The organism is Actinomyces sp. oral taxon 171 str. F0337, from assembly GCF_005696555.1.
Taxonomy (GTDB): domain Bacteria; phylum Actinomycetota; class Actinomycetes; order Actinomycetales; family Actinomycetaceae; genus Actinomyces; species Actinomyces oris_E.
Window position 1 is genome coordinate 452,020 of sequence record NZ_CP040005.1, and the last position, 15,148, is coordinate 467,167.

The 15,148-nt window shown below is 69.7% G+C and carries 14 protein-coding genes; 7 read left to right on the forward strand and 7 right to left on the reverse strand.

The window, feature by feature from the left end; all coding sequences use genetic code 11:
• Nucleotides 1-94: 94 nt before the first annotated feature.
• Nucleotides 95-1,444, reverse strand: coding sequence for a hypothetical protein (locus tag FBF36_RS01990; RefSeq protein WP_009395968.1), 1,350 nt, complete (start codon nt 1,442-1,444; stop codon nt 95-97).
• Nucleotides 1,445-1,654: 210 nt separating this feature from the next.
• Here FBF36_RS01990 and purD point away from each other — a divergent pair, with 210 nt between their 5' ends.
• The 6 genes from purD to purQ all read left to right on the forward strand — a co-directional run bounded on the left by purD (nt 1,655) and on the right by purQ (nt 7,792).
• Nucleotides 1,655-2,971 carry a phosphoribosylamine--glycine ligase gene (gene purD, locus FBF36_RS01995; protein ID WP_009395970.1) on the forward strand — a complete coding sequence of 439 codons (1,317 nt, stop codon included), beginning with the start codon at nt 1,655-1,657 and terminating at the stop codon, nt 2,969-2,971.
• A 430-nt stretch (nt 2,972-3,401) separates the two neighbouring features.
• Nucleotides 3,402-4,352, forward strand: coding sequence for a phosphoribosylaminoimidazolesuccinocarboxamide synthase (locus tag FBF36_RS02000; RefSeq protein ID WP_009395971.1), 951 nt, complete (start codon nt 3,402-3,404; stop codon nt 4,350-4,352).
• Nucleotides 4,349-5,029 (forward strand): hypothetical protein, encoded by a 681-nt coding sequence (locus FBF36_RS02005; RefSeq protein WP_009395972.1) that lies wholly within the window; start codon nt 4,349-4,351, stop codon nt 5,027-5,029. Before FBF36_RS02000 ends, FBF36_RS02005 begins: the two co-directional genes overlap by 4 nt.
• Nucleotides 5,026-6,720, forward strand: coding sequence for a hypothetical protein (locus tag FBF36_RS13235; RefSeq protein ID WP_192574989.1), 1,695 nt, complete (start codon nt 5,026-5,028; stop codon nt 6,718-6,720). Before FBF36_RS02005 ends, FBF36_RS13235 begins: the two co-directional genes overlap by 4 nt.
• Before the next feature lie 91 nt (nt 6,721-6,811).
• The gene (purS, locus tag FBF36_RS02015) at nt 6,812-7,066 is read left to right on the forward strand and encodes a phosphoribosylformylglycinamidine synthase subunit PurS (protein ID WP_009393717.1); all 255 of its coding nucleotides are present in this window, start codon (nt 6,812-6,814) and stop codon (nt 7,064-7,066) included.
• A 3-nt stretch (nt 7,067-7,069) separates the two neighbouring features.
• On the forward strand, nt 7,070-7,792 hold the full coding sequence (gene purQ / locus FBF36_RS02020) for a phosphoribosylformylglycinamidine synthase subunit PurQ (protein WP_009393715.1): 723 nt from the start codon (nt 7,070-7,072) through the stop codon (nt 7,790-7,792).
• Nucleotides 7,793-8,298: 506 nt separating this feature from the next.
• On the opposite strand, the gene FBF36_RS02025 is transcribed toward purQ, so the two are convergent.
• The 5 genes from FBF36_RS02025 to FBF36_RS02045 form a co-directional block, all read right to left on the reverse strand.
• Complete coding sequence (locus FBF36_RS02025) at nt 8,299-8,958, reverse strand: DUF2461 domain-containing protein (protein WP_009393709.1); 660 nt, start codon at nt 8,956-8,958, stop codon at nt 8,299-8,301.
• The gene (locus FBF36_RS02030) at nt 8,955-9,326 is read right to left on the reverse strand and encodes a TfoX/Sxy family protein (protein WP_009393708.1); all 372 of its coding nucleotides are present in this window, start codon (nt 9,324-9,326) and stop codon (nt 8,955-8,957) included. Before FBF36_RS02030 ends, FBF36_RS02025 begins: the two co-directional genes overlap by 4 nt.
• Nucleotides 9,327-9,347: 21 nt before the next feature.
• Nucleotides 9,348-9,782: an SRPBCC family protein gene (locus FBF36_RS02035; RefSeq protein ID WP_009393706.1), complete on the reverse strand. Its 435-nt coding sequence runs from the start codon at nt 9,780-9,782 to the stop codon at nt 9,348-9,350.
• Nucleotides 9,775-10,110 (reverse strand): ArsR/SmtB family transcription factor, encoded by a 336-nt coding sequence (locus tag FBF36_RS02040; protein ID WP_034491116.1) that lies wholly within the window; start codon nt 10,108-10,110, stop codon nt 9,775-9,777. Before FBF36_RS02040 ends, FBF36_RS02035 begins: the two co-directional genes overlap by 8 nt.
• 367 nt (nt 10,111-10,477) lie before the next feature.
• Nucleotides 10,478-11,890, reverse strand: a complete 1,413-nt coding sequence (locus tag FBF36_RS02045; protein ID WP_009393700.1) for a glycosyltransferase — start codon at nt 11,888-11,890, stop codon at nt 10,478-10,480.
• A gap of 218 nt (nt 11,891-12,108) precedes the next feature.
• Here FBF36_RS02045 and purL point away from each other — a divergent pair, with 218 nt between their 5' ends.
• Nucleotides 12,109-14,469, forward strand: a complete 2,361-nt coding sequence (purL, locus tag FBF36_RS02055) for a phosphoribosylformylglycinamidine synthase subunit PurL (RefSeq protein ID WP_009393697.1) — start codon at nt 12,109-12,111, stop codon at nt 14,467-14,469.
• Nucleotides 14,470-14,636: 167 nt separating this feature from the next.
• Here purL and FBF36_RS02060 read toward each other — a convergent pair whose 3' ends face one another.
• Nucleotides 14,637-15,113, reverse strand: coding sequence for a hypothetical protein (locus FBF36_RS02060; protein ID WP_009393695.1), 477 nt, complete (start codon nt 15,111-15,113; stop codon nt 14,637-14,639).
• Nucleotides 15,114-15,148 lie beyond the last annotated feature (35 nt).

Below are 15,148 nucleotides of genomic sequence, written 5' to 3' on the forward strand. Positions count from 1 at the left end.
CTGATGCCTTGCTGTCCGAGGCCTCGACGCCCCGGAGTCGACGCGAGCCTAGTTGTACTTCCTCAGGTGGTGGGGGAGAGGCGGCTGGGCTGCCTCAGAAACGTCCGTAGGAGCTCTCCAGGAGCGTCTTGAGGGAGTCGATCTCCACCTCCACCGAGCTGAAGCCGCTTGACACCATGACGCCCTGGTCCCCGACCTGGAACAGACGCATGAAGTACCCGTCGTTCGTGGCGCGCAACCCGTAGGGGAAGCCGTAACGCTGCTCCAGTGCCTGGGCGATCCGCCAGGCGTAGTCGGCGACGTGGCGCTGGTCGAAGCACAGACGATCCTCCGCTTCCCGCTCGGAGTGAGTGACCACCTCGATGCACCAGGTGCCGGAGAACCGCGACCGCTCCGCGACCCAGCCGTCTCCGCGCAGGATGGGCTCGTCCCACCGGGTATCGGGGCGTCCGCCGAGTCCCCTGAGCACGCTCTCGACGGCTGCTCCACTGAGGACCTGCTCGACGACGGAGAGGACCTGGGGGATGAACAGTCCGATCCGCATCGGGATGACCCGCCAGTTCACCGGAGGTCGGTCGGGACCGGTGGGAGCGGGTGTGGAGGCGGCCAGCCTGCGAAGCTCGTCCATCGTCATTGCGGGTCCGGGCGAGTCCATTCCCCGGTCCTCCAGAAGGAACTCGATATCGTCCCTTTCCCCCTCATTCTCGTTCCCGCCGGGGCTGGCGGCGAAGACACCGTAGTCGCCGAAGCCCTCGGAGCCGGCGAAGCGAATGTCGATGAGAGGGCGCCCTCCGGCCAGGCCGGCGACGACGTTGCGCATACTGATCTGGCCCCCCTCGCTCCTGAGGAGGTCGCGCGGGATGAGGACCTGGTCCCCGGTGGTCTCGGCGGTGACCATGAGGCCGTCGACCGTGCCGGTGAAGGAGACCAGGCCCAGTCCGGAGTCCCCCATGTCCCATCGGAAGGTGAAGGGGCGGCGCCACTGCGGAGGCATGAGGGCCATGTCGTTGGGCAGGGCGCCGAGGGTCTTCGCCGTGGTCTCCTCGAACAGGTCCCAGTTGACGACGTAGGCCTCGCCGGGTCCCCACCAGTCGGTCACCTCGCTGCCGAGGTCCACCCTCCACAGGTAGGGGTACAGCTCGGCATCGCCGTACTTGTAGATCAGGCGCTCCTGGGTGTCGATGGGGAACCCTCGGTTGTAGGAGTCCACGGTCAAGGAGTACTCCTCGCCCCACGGGCGGTAGCGCGGCTCGACCTCGATGACTCGTTGCCCGAGCCGCCAGCGGAAGAAGACATTGGGGCCGTACATGGACAAGGAGCCCTCACCCAGGAACTCCGCCGTCTCGAGCAGGAACCGGTGGACGTCCGCCTCGGTCAGGGTGGTGCCCATGAGCGCGGCCACACGGTTGAACATCTCCACCTCGGGGTTCACGTCGTTGTTCACCAGGTTCTCCGTCCGCCTCGCTTCCAGTCGTCGTCCCCAGAGTAATTCGCCGTTGTGCGGATTTCGCTTACTCGGCCTGCTCACTGGGGGCGGTCGCCCGGGACCGGTGAACCGCGGCTCTCCCATCAATCAGGGATATGTGCCCGTCCCAGGGCGCGCGGTGCCCGCGATTCCGGGCCTCATGCGGCCTTCATCATCTAGGCTGTCGCCGTGAAGATCCTGCTCCTCGGCTCCGGCGCGCGCGAGCACGCCCTGGCCCGTGCCCTCGCCCGTGATCCGCAGACCACCGAGCTCATCGTCGCCCCTGGAAACCCCGGCACCTCGGCCATCGCCACGAACCTCAACATCGACCCCAGCGTCCCGGAGGAGGTCGTGGCCCTGGCTACGCAGATGAAGGCCGACCTCGTCGTCGTCGGCCCCGAGGCGCCCCTGGTCGCCGGTGTCGCCGACGCCGTGCGCGACGCCGGGATCCCCTGCTTCGGCCCCGGCGCCGAGGCCGCCCGCCTGGAGGGCTCGAAGGCCTTCGCCAAGGAGATCATGACCGCCGCAGGCGTCCCCACCGCCGAGGCCGCCGTGTGCACCACTGAGGCCGAGCTGGCCGCCGCCCTGGACCGCTTCGGGGCGCCCTACGTCGTCAAGGAGGACGGCCTGGCCGCAGGCAAGGGCGTCGTCGTCACCGACGAGCTCCCCGTCGCCCTGGCCCACGGCCGCGCCTGCCTGACCCGCGGCAGCGGTCGCGTCGTCGTCGAGGACTACCTAGACGGCCCCGAGGCCTCCGTGTTCTGCGTGTGCGACGGCGCCACCGTCCGCCCCCTGGCCCCCGCCCAGGACTTCAAGCGCCTCCTCAACGGCGATGCCGGCCCCAACACCGGCGGCATGGGCGCCTACTCCCCACTGCCCTGGGCCCCGGCCGACCTGGCCGAGCAGGTGGTGCACGAGGTCGCCCAACCCGTCATCGACGAGATGGCCCGCCGTGGCAGCAGCTTCATCGGCCTGCTCTACTGCGGCCTGGCCCTGACCGGACGCGGCCTGCGCGTCGTCGAGTTCAACGTCCGATTCGGCGACCCCGAGACCCAGGCCGTCCTGGCCCGCCTGACCTCCTCCCTGCCCGAGCTCCTCCACGCCGCCGCCACCGGCCTCCTCGCCGAGGCCCCCGAGCCCACCTGGTCCGAGCAGTGCGCCGTCGACGTCGTCATCGCGGCCCCCGGCTACCCCGGAACCGTCACCACCGGCGGCACCATCACCGGGATCGAGGCCGCCGAGGAGCTCGACGACGTCCACGTGCTGCATGCCGGCACCGGCACCACCGAGGGCGGGGAGCTGGTCGTCATCGGAGGTCGGGTCCTGTCCGTCGTCGCCCTGGGGCCAACCGTCGAGGCGGCGCGGGAACGCGCCTACGAGGCCGTCGAGCGCATCGAGCTCGAGGGCGCCCAGTACCGCACCGACATCGCTCACGCGGCCAGCGCCGACAGTGCTGGCAGCGCTGGCAGCGCCGATGGGGCCGACAGGGGTGACGGGGCCGAGTAGGGCCTCCTCGCCATCGCGACCACGGCCCATGGCTCGCCTTCTGCCGAACCCCCGAAACCGCGCCGTCAGGCACGCCTACGAGGAACGGGGAGCACGACGCGCGCACTTCTTCCGAGACTAAACGCACACCGGTCTCCGCTTTCCTGAGGGAGATCTGCGGCTCCTCGGCGGTTGGGTGGGGTGTGCGCCGGCTCCGGTGCTGACCCACGTCAGCGTTTTGTCCGGTCGGTCGGGAGAGGCGGGAGGTGAGATTCGTTCCCATCCCGTCGGTGGGATTTGCTCCGGTCGCAGCCCGACTCCCCTGACGATCCGACCCGGATGAATGGGCGAGATGGCGCGGTAAGCGGGCGGACGTCCAGTGGTGACTCCCGCAGGCGACGCCGCGGCTCGGAAACGGACACAGGGTGCCCGCCGATGGCAGGATGGGGGTATGACTCAGTCCGCGAGCTCCGCCTCAGTCGGTCCCGGAGCCTCAGCATCCGGCTCCCGGCCCCCCGCCGTCCCAGGGTGGGAGCACCGCTCCAGCGGCAAGGTTCGGGACGTCTACGCCCCCAGCTCCGACGGCCCGTGGGTCGGGCAGGACGTGCTCCTCGTGGTCGCCTCGGACCGTATCAGCGCCTACGACCACATCCTGGCCACCCCGATCCCGGACAAGGGGAAGGTCCTCACCGCCCTGAGCGCCTGGTGGTTCGAGCGGCTCGCCGACGTCGTCCCGGGTCATCTCGTCTCCCTCGACGTTCCCGCCCAGGTCGCCGGGCGTGCCATGATCTGCCGACGACTGGAGATGTACCCCGTGGAGTGCGTGGCCCGCGGCTACCTCACCGGCTCCGGTCTGGCCGAGTACCGGGGGAGTCGCTCCGTGTGCGACGTGGCCCTGCCCGAGGGACTGACCGAGGCGTCCCGACTGCCCGAGCCGATCTTCACCCCCGCCGCCAAGGCCGAGCTCGGCGAGCACGACGAGAACGTCTCCTTCGAGCGTGTCATCCAGATGGTGGGGGAGAGCGCCGCCACCGCCCTGCGCGAGACCACGTTGGCCCTCTACTCCCGGGCCGCCGAGATCGCCCGGGACCGCGGCATCATCCTGGCCGACACCAAGTTCGAGCTCGGCACCGACGCCGGCGGCAACCTGGTCCTGGGCGACGAGGTCCTCACCCCCGACTCCTCCCGCTTCTGGCCGGCCGACGCCTGGGAACCCGGCCGGATCACCCCCTCCTTCGACAAGCAGTACGTGCGCGACTGGCTCACCTCCCCGGCCTCCGGCTGGGACCGGGACGGAGGTCAGGAGCCCCCGCCCCTGCCCGACGACGTCGTCGAACGGACCCGGGCCCGCTACCTCGAGGCCTACGAGCGGCTGACCGGTCACCCCCTGGAGCTGTCATGACCACGACCTCATCCACGTCGGACGTTCCTGATACCGGGAGCGCCGCACGCGCCTTCAAACCGGGACCGGGCTTCTACATCCTCATCGGCCTCATTGTCCTGACTGTCGTGCTGGCGCTGTCGGCCGCCATCACCTCCGCCCTCGGGGCGGCCGGGACATCCCGTGTCCTGGGCGGCATCGCCCTCGTCCTCGTGGGGCTGGGCATGCTCGCCTCCCTGAGGCTCTCCGCCCGCTCCCTGGTGGTCAATGCCCCCCGTCTGCGACTGGAGCGCAACCGGGTCCGGGTCGCCCGGGCCCGGCAGCTCAGCGAGTCCTCCAAGAACAAGAAGGGGGCCAGTGGCAAGGGGGCCAAGGGTTCTCAGTCCTCACAGCGGGGCTCAGGGTCCGACGGCGCGCCCCTGCCCGGCACCGATCTGGCGACGCTGACCGTGCCGGGAACCAAGGTGCTCGTCCCCGAGTCGACCGGTCGGCGAGAGCTGACCACCCTCGACGTGGTATCCGGACCCGTCACCACCGCGCTGGCCGCGACGTCATTCGGACGTGCGGCCGATGAGCGCCTGGCCGGGACCTCCACCGGCGAGACCATCATCCGTGTCGGCCAGCTCCTGCTCGGTGCCACCGGTTTCGTGCTCGTGGCCCTGGGGCTCGCCTCCATCCTGGGACAGGTGATCTCATGACTCCTCGTGACCGACGTCCCGACAACGAGCAGGGGCCCGTCAACTGGGGCATCATGCCCAAGAGGACTCCACGTCCGAAGAGCGCCTCCGCCCGGCCCGGCGGCAGCGGACTGCTTGAGGTCGTCCGCTCCGGCAACAACCCGGCCCCCGCCGGCTCAGCCGCCTCGGGCACCTCCGGAGTCTCCGCGGCCTCCGCCGCCGGCTCGGCCGACGGCGCCACCGGTGCCCGTGAGGCGGGTGGCGCAGCGGTCATGACGGAGGAGGATCTGCGCTCAGCCGCGGCCCAGGCCATCGCCTCAGGAACCGCTGACGCCGTCGACGCCGCCATCGCCATCGACCTGGCTGACGTGTCTGGTGACGACACCGGCTGGGCCGACTCCGCCCTGTCCGCCGGGTCGCCCGCCTCTCCAGTCGCTCTGCGCGCCGTTGACGGCCCCACCGATACCCCCGGTGACCACGGTGAGCCCGACCCGGTGGACGATTCGGTCTCCCCCACCGGCAGTGACGGCAGCGCCGCCAGTGCCCCCGGCTCCCCGGCACCCCAGCAGGAGCGGGCCGCGGCCGCCGTCAGCGCCGACAGCCGCTCGCCACGGCCCGTCGTGCGCCCCACCGCCGTCGAGGGACCGGGTAGCGCGCCCCAGACGGGAGCCACCACCACCCGCGTCTTCACCATCTCCCAGGGCAGGCCCGAGGCCGTGCCCAGCGGTGCCCCCGCGGCCTCCACGCCGCCGGCGACTCCGGCATCGGCTGCACCGGCTGCACCGACCGCCTCAGCCCCCGATGCCGGAGCCCCCTCCGCCCGCGGCTACCAGGCGCGTCCCAGTGCCGCCCCCACCGCGCCTATGAGCGCAGCGGCCCAGCCCGACTCCGAGGAGGACGCCGGCATGCTGGCCGAGTCCAGTGCCTGGGAGGCTGCCACCAATGCCCTCGACACAGAGGAGATCAAGGCCCAGGGAGGCAAGGCCCAGGGAGGCACTGACTGGGGTGTGGGGCGCGGTCCCGCCAAAGGACGCGGCCCCCGCCGTCCCTCCTCAGGACCCGACTGGGGTGTGGGGCGAGGAAGCGCCAAGAGCTCCAGCGCCAGGACCCGCTCCCCATGGCCCGCAGCCGTGCGCCGCCAGCGCCTGGTCGGCGTGATCTTCGCCCTGCTGGGGCTGGTCCTGGCCACCGCCTCGGCCATGAATCTGGCCCGCAACGCCGAGGCCGGCCACCCGTGGATCCCACCGTGGCTCGTCGCGGTCCTCGGCGGTGCCGGGCTGGTGGCCGCCGCCGGCTACCTGGCCTGGGCCGGAGGCACCCCCGTGCGTCGTGAGGCCGAGCGCTGGAAGCCCGGCGTGCTCGACGCCGCCGCCGGTCTGACCACCGGGTCCGTCAAGGTCCACGACCCCGCCCGGCTGGTGGCCCGCGCTCGCGGACCGCTTCTGCTGGGCACCGCCGAGCGCGGCGACGAGACGGCCCCCACCGTGGACTCCGGCCCCACACCGGTCATGGGTACCTCCACCGTCGACCAGTCCATCCACGCCCCCGCAGGTGTTGCCGGCGCCGTGGGTGGGTTCATGCTCGCCAGCGCCGTGGTCTGTGCCGTCGTCGCCCTCATCCTGGGCTCCAGCTGGCTCATCGCCACTGCCGCTCTCACCCTGGGTGGAGTCGTCGCCATCCGGCTGGCCGGCGAGTGGCTCGGCCAGGTCTGAGCCGGCTCGAGCCCGCGCCGGGTCAATGCCCTGGGCCGCATGCGGGTAGTCTTGGGCTGCGCACTCATCCCGCCTTATCCGAGGAGCACCCATGGGACGCATTGTCGTCGAGGTCATGCCCAAGCCCGAGATCCTTGACCCCCAGGGCAAGGCGGTGGTCGGAAGTCTTCCCCGCCTCGGGTTCGATCAGTTCACCGGTGTGCGGCAGGGCCGCCGCTTCGAGCTGACCGTGGATGGTCCCGTCACCGAGGAGCATCTGGCCGCCGCCCGCGAGGCCGCCGACACCCTCCTGTCCAACCCGATCATTGAGGACGTCGTCTCCGTCGCCGCCGACGAGGAGGCCTGAGCCGTGAGTGAGTCTCCCAGCAGCCCTTCCGCTGCCCGTATCGGCGTCATCACCTTCCCCGGGACCCTTGACGACGTCGATGCCGCCCGTGCCGTGCGCCTGGCCGGGGCCGAGCCGGTGAGCCTGTGGCACAAGGACGCCGACCTGCACGGGGTCGATGCCGTCGTCGTGCCCGGCGGCTTCTCATACGGCGACTACCTGCGCTGCGGCGCCATCGCCCGCTTCGCCCCCGTCATGGAGGAGGTCGTGGCCGCCGCCGAGCGCGGCATGCCGGTGCTCGGCATCTGCAACGGCTTCCAGATCCTCGCCGAGGCCCACCTCCTGCCCGGCGCCCTCCTGCGCAATGCGAACCAGCGCTTCATCTGCGTCGAGCAACGCCTGCGCATTGAGAACGCGCAGACCGCCTGGACCAACCGGTTCACGGCCGGGGAGGAGATCGTCGTTCCCATGAAGAACGGCGAGGGCAACTTCATCGCCTCTCCCGAGGAGCTCGACCGCCTCGAGGGGGAGGGGCTCGTCGTCTTCCGTTACGTGGGCAACCCCAATGGATCTGCCCGAGACATCGCCGGCGTGCGCAATGAGCGCGGAAACGTCGTCGGACTCATGCCCCACCCCGAGCACGCCGTCGAGCCCGGTTTCGGTCCCGGCTCGCAGGCGGGCCCGCGTACCGGGACCGATGGCCTGAGGATCTTCCGCTCGGCCATCGACTCACTGCTGTCCGTCTGATGACTGTCAGGTGACACCATCGCCTGACAGTCATCAGAGGTGGAAGCCGAATCGCCTCGTGCCAGGTTATCCACAGATCCGCCTCGGGCCTGTGCAGAACTTTGGAGAGGGCGGCGCGACTCCTCGTTCGGACGGCCTGACAGTGACCGCGCTCAGGTTGCACGATGATGAAGAATATGCTGTCCCGACCGTCGGGGCGCCGCCGCCGAGCTCCCTTGGGCCGAACGCGACTGATCGGATGATTTTCCCCGATTTTCAGCCAAAACTCTGTCTATAGCGATGATGCCCCAAGGCTCGCCGCCGGGTTTGTGGGAAGCCTCCAGCGGGATCGCTCACTCGGGTTGGAGGTCTCGAACAGGTCTTGTGCACAGGGCCAGTGGCGACATTCCACGAATCCACACACCCCTGCACAAGCTTGTGGATACGACCTGTGGATAACTCCGCTCATGGTGTGGTGAGGTCCCTCGGACCGACTCTCCAGCGCGCGTCTGTCAGCTGCCCGCCGGTCAGTGGTTGCGCGGCGAGACGTGCTCGTCGAGCCATGCTCTGAGAGGCTCGACGGCGGCCCAGGTGTCTCGAATCCTCTCGTGCACCTGGGGAGTGTGCATCCAAGTGTCGGTGGGCCAGTCCTGAACGACTGCGGCCCCTTTCCATCTGAGGAAGTTGATGCGGGGGTGGTCGGTCGACCAGCCTCGCGGTGCGTTTTTCAATGGCTGGTCGGCGCCGGGTGAGACGGGCAGCCCCTGTGCGGCGAGCTCTTGTGTGAGCTCCTCGAAGCGGATTCCGCTGATGTCGGCATCGATGGCGCCCCTGAAGCGGCGAAGTTGGTCGGCGGTCATCCGCATGGCTCCGTAGCCGGTGGTGATACCGGTGGTCGACACACCGAGGTAGTAGCCGATTCCGCCAGTGGTCTGAGGGGTGCTGGTAGCGCCTGTCCAGAGCTTGTAAGGGGCCTTGTCGCGGGTGAAACGCAGGTCACGGTTGGGGCGGAACATGCGCAAAGGACCGAACTCTCCGGAAAGCTGGTCAACCAATGCACTCATAGGGGCTTTCACGTCCCGCTGCCAACGCTGCTTGTTGGCATTCCAGAAGTCCTTCGAGTTGTCCTGCGCCAGGTCGGCGAAGAACTCGAAAAGGGCTGTCGGTAGTCCTTGGAAGGTGCTCATGAATCGTCGCTTCCCGATTGCCCGCCAGTGACGGCACGGTTGTGGTGCATCGCGACGTCAACCCAGAAGGTGAGGCGGCCGTCGTCGGCGATGGCCTCGGGTGCGACGGTGATCCATCCGGCTCCCATCTCTCGCCCGGCGCCCATTTGGGCCTGCTGGGCGCCCGGTTCGCCCAGGAGCGTTTCGTGGCGGTCCGCGGCGACGCGCACCAGGAGGTCCCCGGTCTTCCCGGCGCTGACGATCATCTTGTCGTTGACCATGATCGCGCGCCCTCCGAACATGGAGACCTCGCGCACATCCGGTTCGTTATCGACCAGCGCGCGGACGCGCTGAACGAGGTGGTGCTGCTCGGGTGTCATGGATGCCATCGCTTCGTCTCCCGTTGATGGTCAGTCGGTCAAGGGCTGCCAGTGGTCCGGGCCGGCGTCCCCTCCCGCACCGGCGACCTTGAGGCGGGGCATGAAGTGGGCCCAGCCGTGCGCGTGCCCGCGGACCTCGGACTCCGGCAGGTCGAGGTGGCGCAGGTCCACACGTGTGCCGCCAGTGATCGGCGTCAGGATGAACTCGACCTTGGAAGCGCCGGTGGGCAGCTCGTCACTGCCGGCGAATCCCCACGAGACCACCACGCGCTGGAAGGGCTCAACCACGAGGTACTCGCCCCGCACGGGGTAGCCGGCAATGTCGACCGCGAACCGGCCGCCCGGCGTCGGATCGAGATTGGCGTACTGCCCCATCCACGCCGTCATGCCCTTGTTGGTGGTGAGGTACTCGAAGACCGCCTGCGGGGGTGCCTCGATCTCGATGGAGTCCTGAAACTCAGCCATGCTGTTTCTCCTCCCGCTGCTCGACGGCGGACTTGAGGGCCGCCAGCCTCTCGGGCCAGAAGTCGTCGAGGTAGGAGCGCACCGCCGCGAGCCCGTCCGTGTTGAGTGCGTACAGGCGGCGCGTGTGATCGGTGGTGACGGTCGCCAGCCCCGCCTTCTGAAGAGTCCGGAGATGATGCGAGGCAGTCTGCTGTGACAGTCCAACTGCCTGTGCGACGGCGCCGACGGGCTGCGGTTCTGAACGGATGACGCGCAGGATCGCCCGACGGTTCCCGTCAGCCAACGCCCGCAGCGTCATATCGACGTCGATCGCCTCTGGTACTCCCACGCGCTCCTCCTCGGTTGACGTCCCCACACTAACACAAATGAATGTTTGTACTCATAGGTGCTTGTGTGTTGGAGGTGGCGTCGAAGCATGACCTCCGGCGCCCAGTGCGGGAGCTGGAAGAGTTTAGGCAGGGGAAGTCGCTGCCAGTGCCGGGGTGAGGGCGCCTGACTGTCTCGCCCGCGCCCCGCGGAGTCGCTCAGGCTCGCGGCTTGGTGTCCACAGCGCTGACATTAACGAGCTCGCCGTCGAAGCGACCAGTGGAGATCGTTGGAATTCTGCGGTTTTTCCGCGGCGTGCGGTGTCTGGGCGGAGTTAATGTCAGCGCCATGGACACTGACACCCCCGCCAGGCCTCTTTCGTCGGCTCGTCAGCCCACCTGATCGGCCACGATCTGCAAGAGGTCCTGCAGGTGGCGGTTGGACAGGAACTCCCGGCGCACGGCCTCGTGGGCGGCCAGTCCCATCTCCTGAGCCCGCTCGGGGAAGAGCAGTAGGTCGCGCACGGCCTCGGCCCAGGCGACGCCGTCGGTCGGGTCGACCAGGACGCCGTCGACGCCGTCGTCGATCTGATCGCGGATGCCGCCCACCGCGGAGGCGACCACTGGGGCCTTCTTCCACATCGCCTCGGCCACAGTCAGTCCGAAGGCCTCGATGAGGGAGCGCTGGGTGACCACCGAGCTGACCCGCTGGACGGCGTTGACGACGGTGGCGTTGACCTCCCGGTCCTCCATGCTCACCGCTGCCACGTGGATCCGTGAGGCGACAGAGTCCGGCAGCACCGAGCAGCGCTCCACGATCTGCGTCAGGGTCGCCTGCGACTCGGGCCCGTCCGGGGTCGGGCCGACCAGCAGCAGGTGGGCGTCCTCGGGCAGCACGGCGATGTTCTCGGCGAAGGCCTCCACCAGCTCCAGGCCGCCCTTGAGGCGGTCCCACCTGTTGACCTGGGTGACGACTCGGGCACCCAGCGGCACCGGGCCGCCGGCCAGGACCGGGTCGTCGGCCAGGCCGCGGAAGGCGTCGGCGCGTCCGTCGTGACGCATGAAGGGCACGGCCTCGAAGGGCGGCTCGCCGGTGAAGATCCCGGACAGGCGCGCCACTGACCAGGCCTCGTCCAGGTCCAGGACCCGGTTCTTGGGGGAGTCGGCGTCGATGGAGGGGGCCAGGATTGCGCAGCGCTCGGCCTCGATGTAGGGCGGGCGGTACTCGGGTCGGGAGACGATGACGAGATCCACGTCCTCCAGGTAGCGATCCAGGAAGGCCCAGGCGTAATCGGCGGCCTCGCCCGCGCCCTCGGCTCCGGCGTGGCAGCGCCAGATGACGGTGGCGCCCACGGCCTTGAGGGCCTTGGCCAGGCCCGCCGTGGGCGGGTCGTGGAGGATGACGATGTCCTCGGGGCGGACCTCATCGACGATGTTCTCCGCGTTGGAGGCCAGGACGTGCTCGTAGATGTCACGCTGCTTGTCCCCGAGCTTGCCGCCGTCGCCGCGGTCCCCGTGGATGCCGGCATGAAGGCGGGTCGCGATCCGGGTGAACTCCTCAGGGGCGTCCAGAGCCAGCCAGCGCACATTGAGGCCGGCGCCCAGGGAGTAGCCCACGAGGGGCGCGACCGTTTCTGCCGGCCCCGAGCCGGCGGCGGCCGACGGTGTGACCGTCCACACGGTGCGTCCCTCCAGCAGGGCCTCGGCCCCCGTCAGGCTCGTGTGCAGTCGTTTGATGGCCACCTCGTCCAAGTGGCTCTCCAGGTGCGACAGGGGCAGCGGGGCGACGTCGATGTCTCTCATGCCACGATCTTCCCCCGAAATCGTGTGAGGCGCAGCACTTTGGGTCTGGGCGTGGCGCCTTGTTGCCGTTTCGGCATTCTTCTGGTCGGCATCCGAAGTGCTCTGGTTGAGGCGCGTGGGGTGTGTGGCGCGCTACCCCGCGTGGGTGGTGGTGTGAGGTGCGGCGGAGCGTGGGTAGGCTTGGCCCGGCCGCACTTCCTCTTCAACCAGGAGCCCCCATGGCGTCCGAGCCCGCGATCCCAGCCGCCCACCCCGACACCGTCGCCGACGCCGCCGCGACGCCCGAGAGGGAGATGCCCTGGAAGGAGCTGGGCCTCAAGGCCGACGAGTACGAGTCCATCCGCGAGCTGCTGGGGCGCCGTCCCACCAACGCCGAGCTGGCCATGTACTCGGTCATGTGGTCCGAGCACTGCTCCTACAAGTCCTCCAAGATCCACCTGCGCCAGTTCGGCGCCAAGACCACCCCCGAGATGCGCGAGCACCTCCTGGTCGGGATGGGGGAGAACGCCGGCGTCGTCGACATCGGTGACGGCTGGGCCGTGACCTACAAGGTCGAGTCCCACAACCACCCCAGCTACGTCGAGCCCTACCAGGGGGCCGCCACCGGTGTGGGCGGCATCGTGCGTGACATCATCTCCATGGGGGCGCGGCCTGTGGCCGTCATGGACCAGCTGCGCTTCGGCGCCGTCGACCACCCCGACACCGCGCGCGTCGTCCACGGCGTGGTGGCCGGCGTGGGCACCTACGGCAACTCCCTGGGCCTGCCCAACATCGGCGGCGAGACCGAGTTCGACTCCTCCTACCAGGAGAACCCGCTGGTCAATGCCCTGTGCGTGGGCGTGCTGCGCCACGAGGACATCCACCTGGCCAACGCCACCGGCGCCGGCAACAAGGTGGTGCTCTTCGGGGCCCGCACCGGTGGGGACGGCATCGGCGGGGCCTCCATCCTGGCCTCGGAGTCCTTCGAGGACGGCATGCCCGCCAAGCGCCCTAGTGTCCAGGTGGGCGACCCCTTCATGGAGAAGGTCCTCATCGAGTGCTGCCTCGACCTGTTCGGCGCCGGGCTCGTGCTCGGCATCCAGGACCTGGGCGCCGCCGGCATCTCCTGCGCCACCTCCGAGCTGGCCTCCAACGGAGACGGCGGCATGCACGTCGACCTGGAGAAGGTGCTCCTGCGCGACCCCACCCTGACCGCCGGGGAGATCCTCATGAGCGAGTCCCAGGAGCGCATGATGGCCGTCGTCGCGCCCGACAAGCTCGAGGAGTTCATGGCAGTCATCGACAAGTGGGACGTCGAGGCCGCCGTCATCGGGGAGGTCAACGGCTCGGGCCGTCTGACCATCGACCACTTCGGGGAGCGGATCGTCGACGTCGACCCGCGCACCGTGGCCCACGAGGGCCCCACCTACGAGCGCCCCTACGCCCGCCCCGCCTGGCAGGACGAGCTCAACGCCGACACCACCGAGCGCCTGGCCCGCCCCGAGTCCGCCACCGAGCTCGCCGAGCAGGTGCGCGCCGTCGTGACCAGTCCCAACCAGGCATCCGTCGCCTGGGTGACCGACCAGTACGACCGCTTCGTGCGTGGCGACACCGCCCTGTGCCAGCCCGACGACGCCGGTGTCATCCGCGTCGACGAGGCCACCGGTCGCGGCGTGGCCATCTCCACCGACGCCAACGGCCGCTTCACCAAGCTCGACCCCGCCACCGGCGCCGCCCAGGCCCTGGCCGAGTCCTACCGCAACGTGTGCACCGTGGGCGCCCGGCCCCTGGCCGTCACCGACTGCCTCAACTTCGGTTCGCCGGAGGACCCCGACGCCATGTGGCAGCTCGTCGAGGCCATCACCGGTCTGGCCGACGCCTGCGCCGTCATGGGCGTGCCGGTCACCGGCGGCAACGTCTCCCTCTACAACTCCCACGGCAAGGTCAAGGGGCGGATCGACTCCTCGATCAACCCCACGCCCGTCGTCGGCGTCCTGGGCGTCATGGACGACGTGCGCCGGGCCAACCCCTCAGGCTTGCACGAGGAGGGCCTGGCCATCATGGCCCTGGGCACCACCGCCGACGAGCTCGACGGCTCGGCCTGGTCCCGTGTGGTCCACGACCACCTCGGCGGGCTGCCCCCGCGTGTCGACCTCGAGGCGGAGATGGCGCTCGGGCGGGTGCTGCTTGCTCTGAGCGACGCGGAGGGGCCCGGCGGCGAGTCGTTGGTGCGCGCCGCCCACGACTGCTCCGCCGGCGGCCTCATCCAGACCCTCGTGGACTCCTGCCTGCGCTGCGGCGTCGGCGCCAGCGTGGACCTGACCGCCATCCAGGAGGAGGGCGTGGACGACTTCACCGCCCTGTTCTCCGAGTCCGGGGCCCGTGCGATCGTCGCCGTGCGTGAGGAGCTCGTGCCCGCCGTCACCGCGGCCGCCGAGGCCGAGGACGTCGCCGTGGCGCGCCTAGGGACCACCGGCGGCGACCTGCTCGTCGTGGCCGGCAGCGACCTGCTCTCCGACGGCGGTGCCGGGCGTCCCCTCGTCCTGGACCTGGCTGAGCTGGGGGGCGACGTCGAGGGCGTCCTGCCGGCGCTGTTCTGAGTCGCGTTCACCGCCGGGACTTCTCTTCACGACTGGGGGCATTCGACGCCGTCGGGGACGGGGGTCCTGTCCCCGAACGCGCAGGATGCCCCCGTCCGGAGTGACGCGCACCCGGCCACGTGGAATGTCCCCGTCGCTCCGCCCTGCTGAGTAGGCGTCGCGCCTCCTTACCGTGCCACCTCAGGTGTCGACGTGTGATGGTGGAGTGTCGCTGCGGAAACGAGCAGTACCACTGCCGGCAGGACGTTCACTAGGTAGATCCAGGCGCTCGGGTTGGACATCTCTGCCGTGACGAGGCAACCGATGGTCAGTGAGACGGACAGAGAGATGCCGGCCAGTGCCACGCTGAGGACTGCCCCGCCCATCTTGTTGTCGGCTGCGGCGACATAGAACGCGGTGATGATGCCGATAACGGCCAGAATCAGGATGACGCTGTTCATCGCCCGCACGAGACTCACGAAGTTGAGGCCAACGTGGGGTGACGAGCTGTCCGTGGAACTCTGCGGCACGAGCGGGGAGGCGTCGAGGAGGCGGTTGGACACGATGACGCTCACCACCTGGGCGCCCCAGGCGACGATGGTGATGATGGACTCGATGTCGGCTGATCGTGTGGGGCGTGAGGAGGAGGCCGCAGAAGATGTCATGGCTGGAGTCTGTCAACGTGCCTGCCGTGCATCAA

Bases quoted from the DNA above. Each gene is read 5' to 3' on its own strand.
- FBF36_RS02000 (WP_009395971.1), top strand. From the start codon at position 3,402: ATGACTCAGTCCGCGAGCTCCGCCTCAGTCGGTCCCGGAGCCTCAGCA.
- FBF36_RS02005 (WP_009395972.1), top strand. From the start codon at position 4,349: ATGACCACGACCTCATCCACGTCGGACGTTCCTGATACCGGGAGCGCC.
- FBF36_RS13235 (WP_192574989.1), top strand. From the start codon at position 5,026: ATGACTCCTCGTGACCGACGTCCCGACAACGAGCAGGGGCCCGTCAAC.
- purS (WP_009393717.1), top strand. From the start codon at position 6,812: ATGGGACGCATTGTCGTCGAGGTCATGCCCAAGCCCGAGATCCTTGAC.
- FBF36_RS02025 (WP_009393709.1), bottom strand. From the start codon at position 8,958: ATGAGCACCTTCCAAGGACTACCGACAGCCCTTTTCGAGTTCTTCGCC.
- FBF36_RS02030 (WP_009393708.1), bottom strand. From the start codon at position 9,326: ATGGCATCCATGACACCCGAGCAGCACCACCTCGTTCAGCGCGTCCGC.
- FBF36_RS02035 (WP_009393706.1), bottom strand. From the start codon at position 9,782: ATGGCTGAGTTTCAGGACTCCATCGAGATCGAGGCACCCCCGCAGGCG.
- FBF36_RS02045 (WP_009393700.1), bottom strand. From the start codon at position 11,890: ATGAGAGACATCGACGTCGCCCCGCTGCCCCTGTCGCACCTGGAGAGC.
- purL (WP_009393697.1), top strand. From the start codon at position 12,109: ATGGCGTCCGAGCCCGCGATCCCAGCCGCCCACCCCGACACCGTCGCC.
- FBF36_RS02060 (WP_009393695.1), bottom strand. From the start codon at position 15,113: ATGACATCTTCTGCGGCCTCCTCCTCACGCCCCACACGATCAGCCGAC.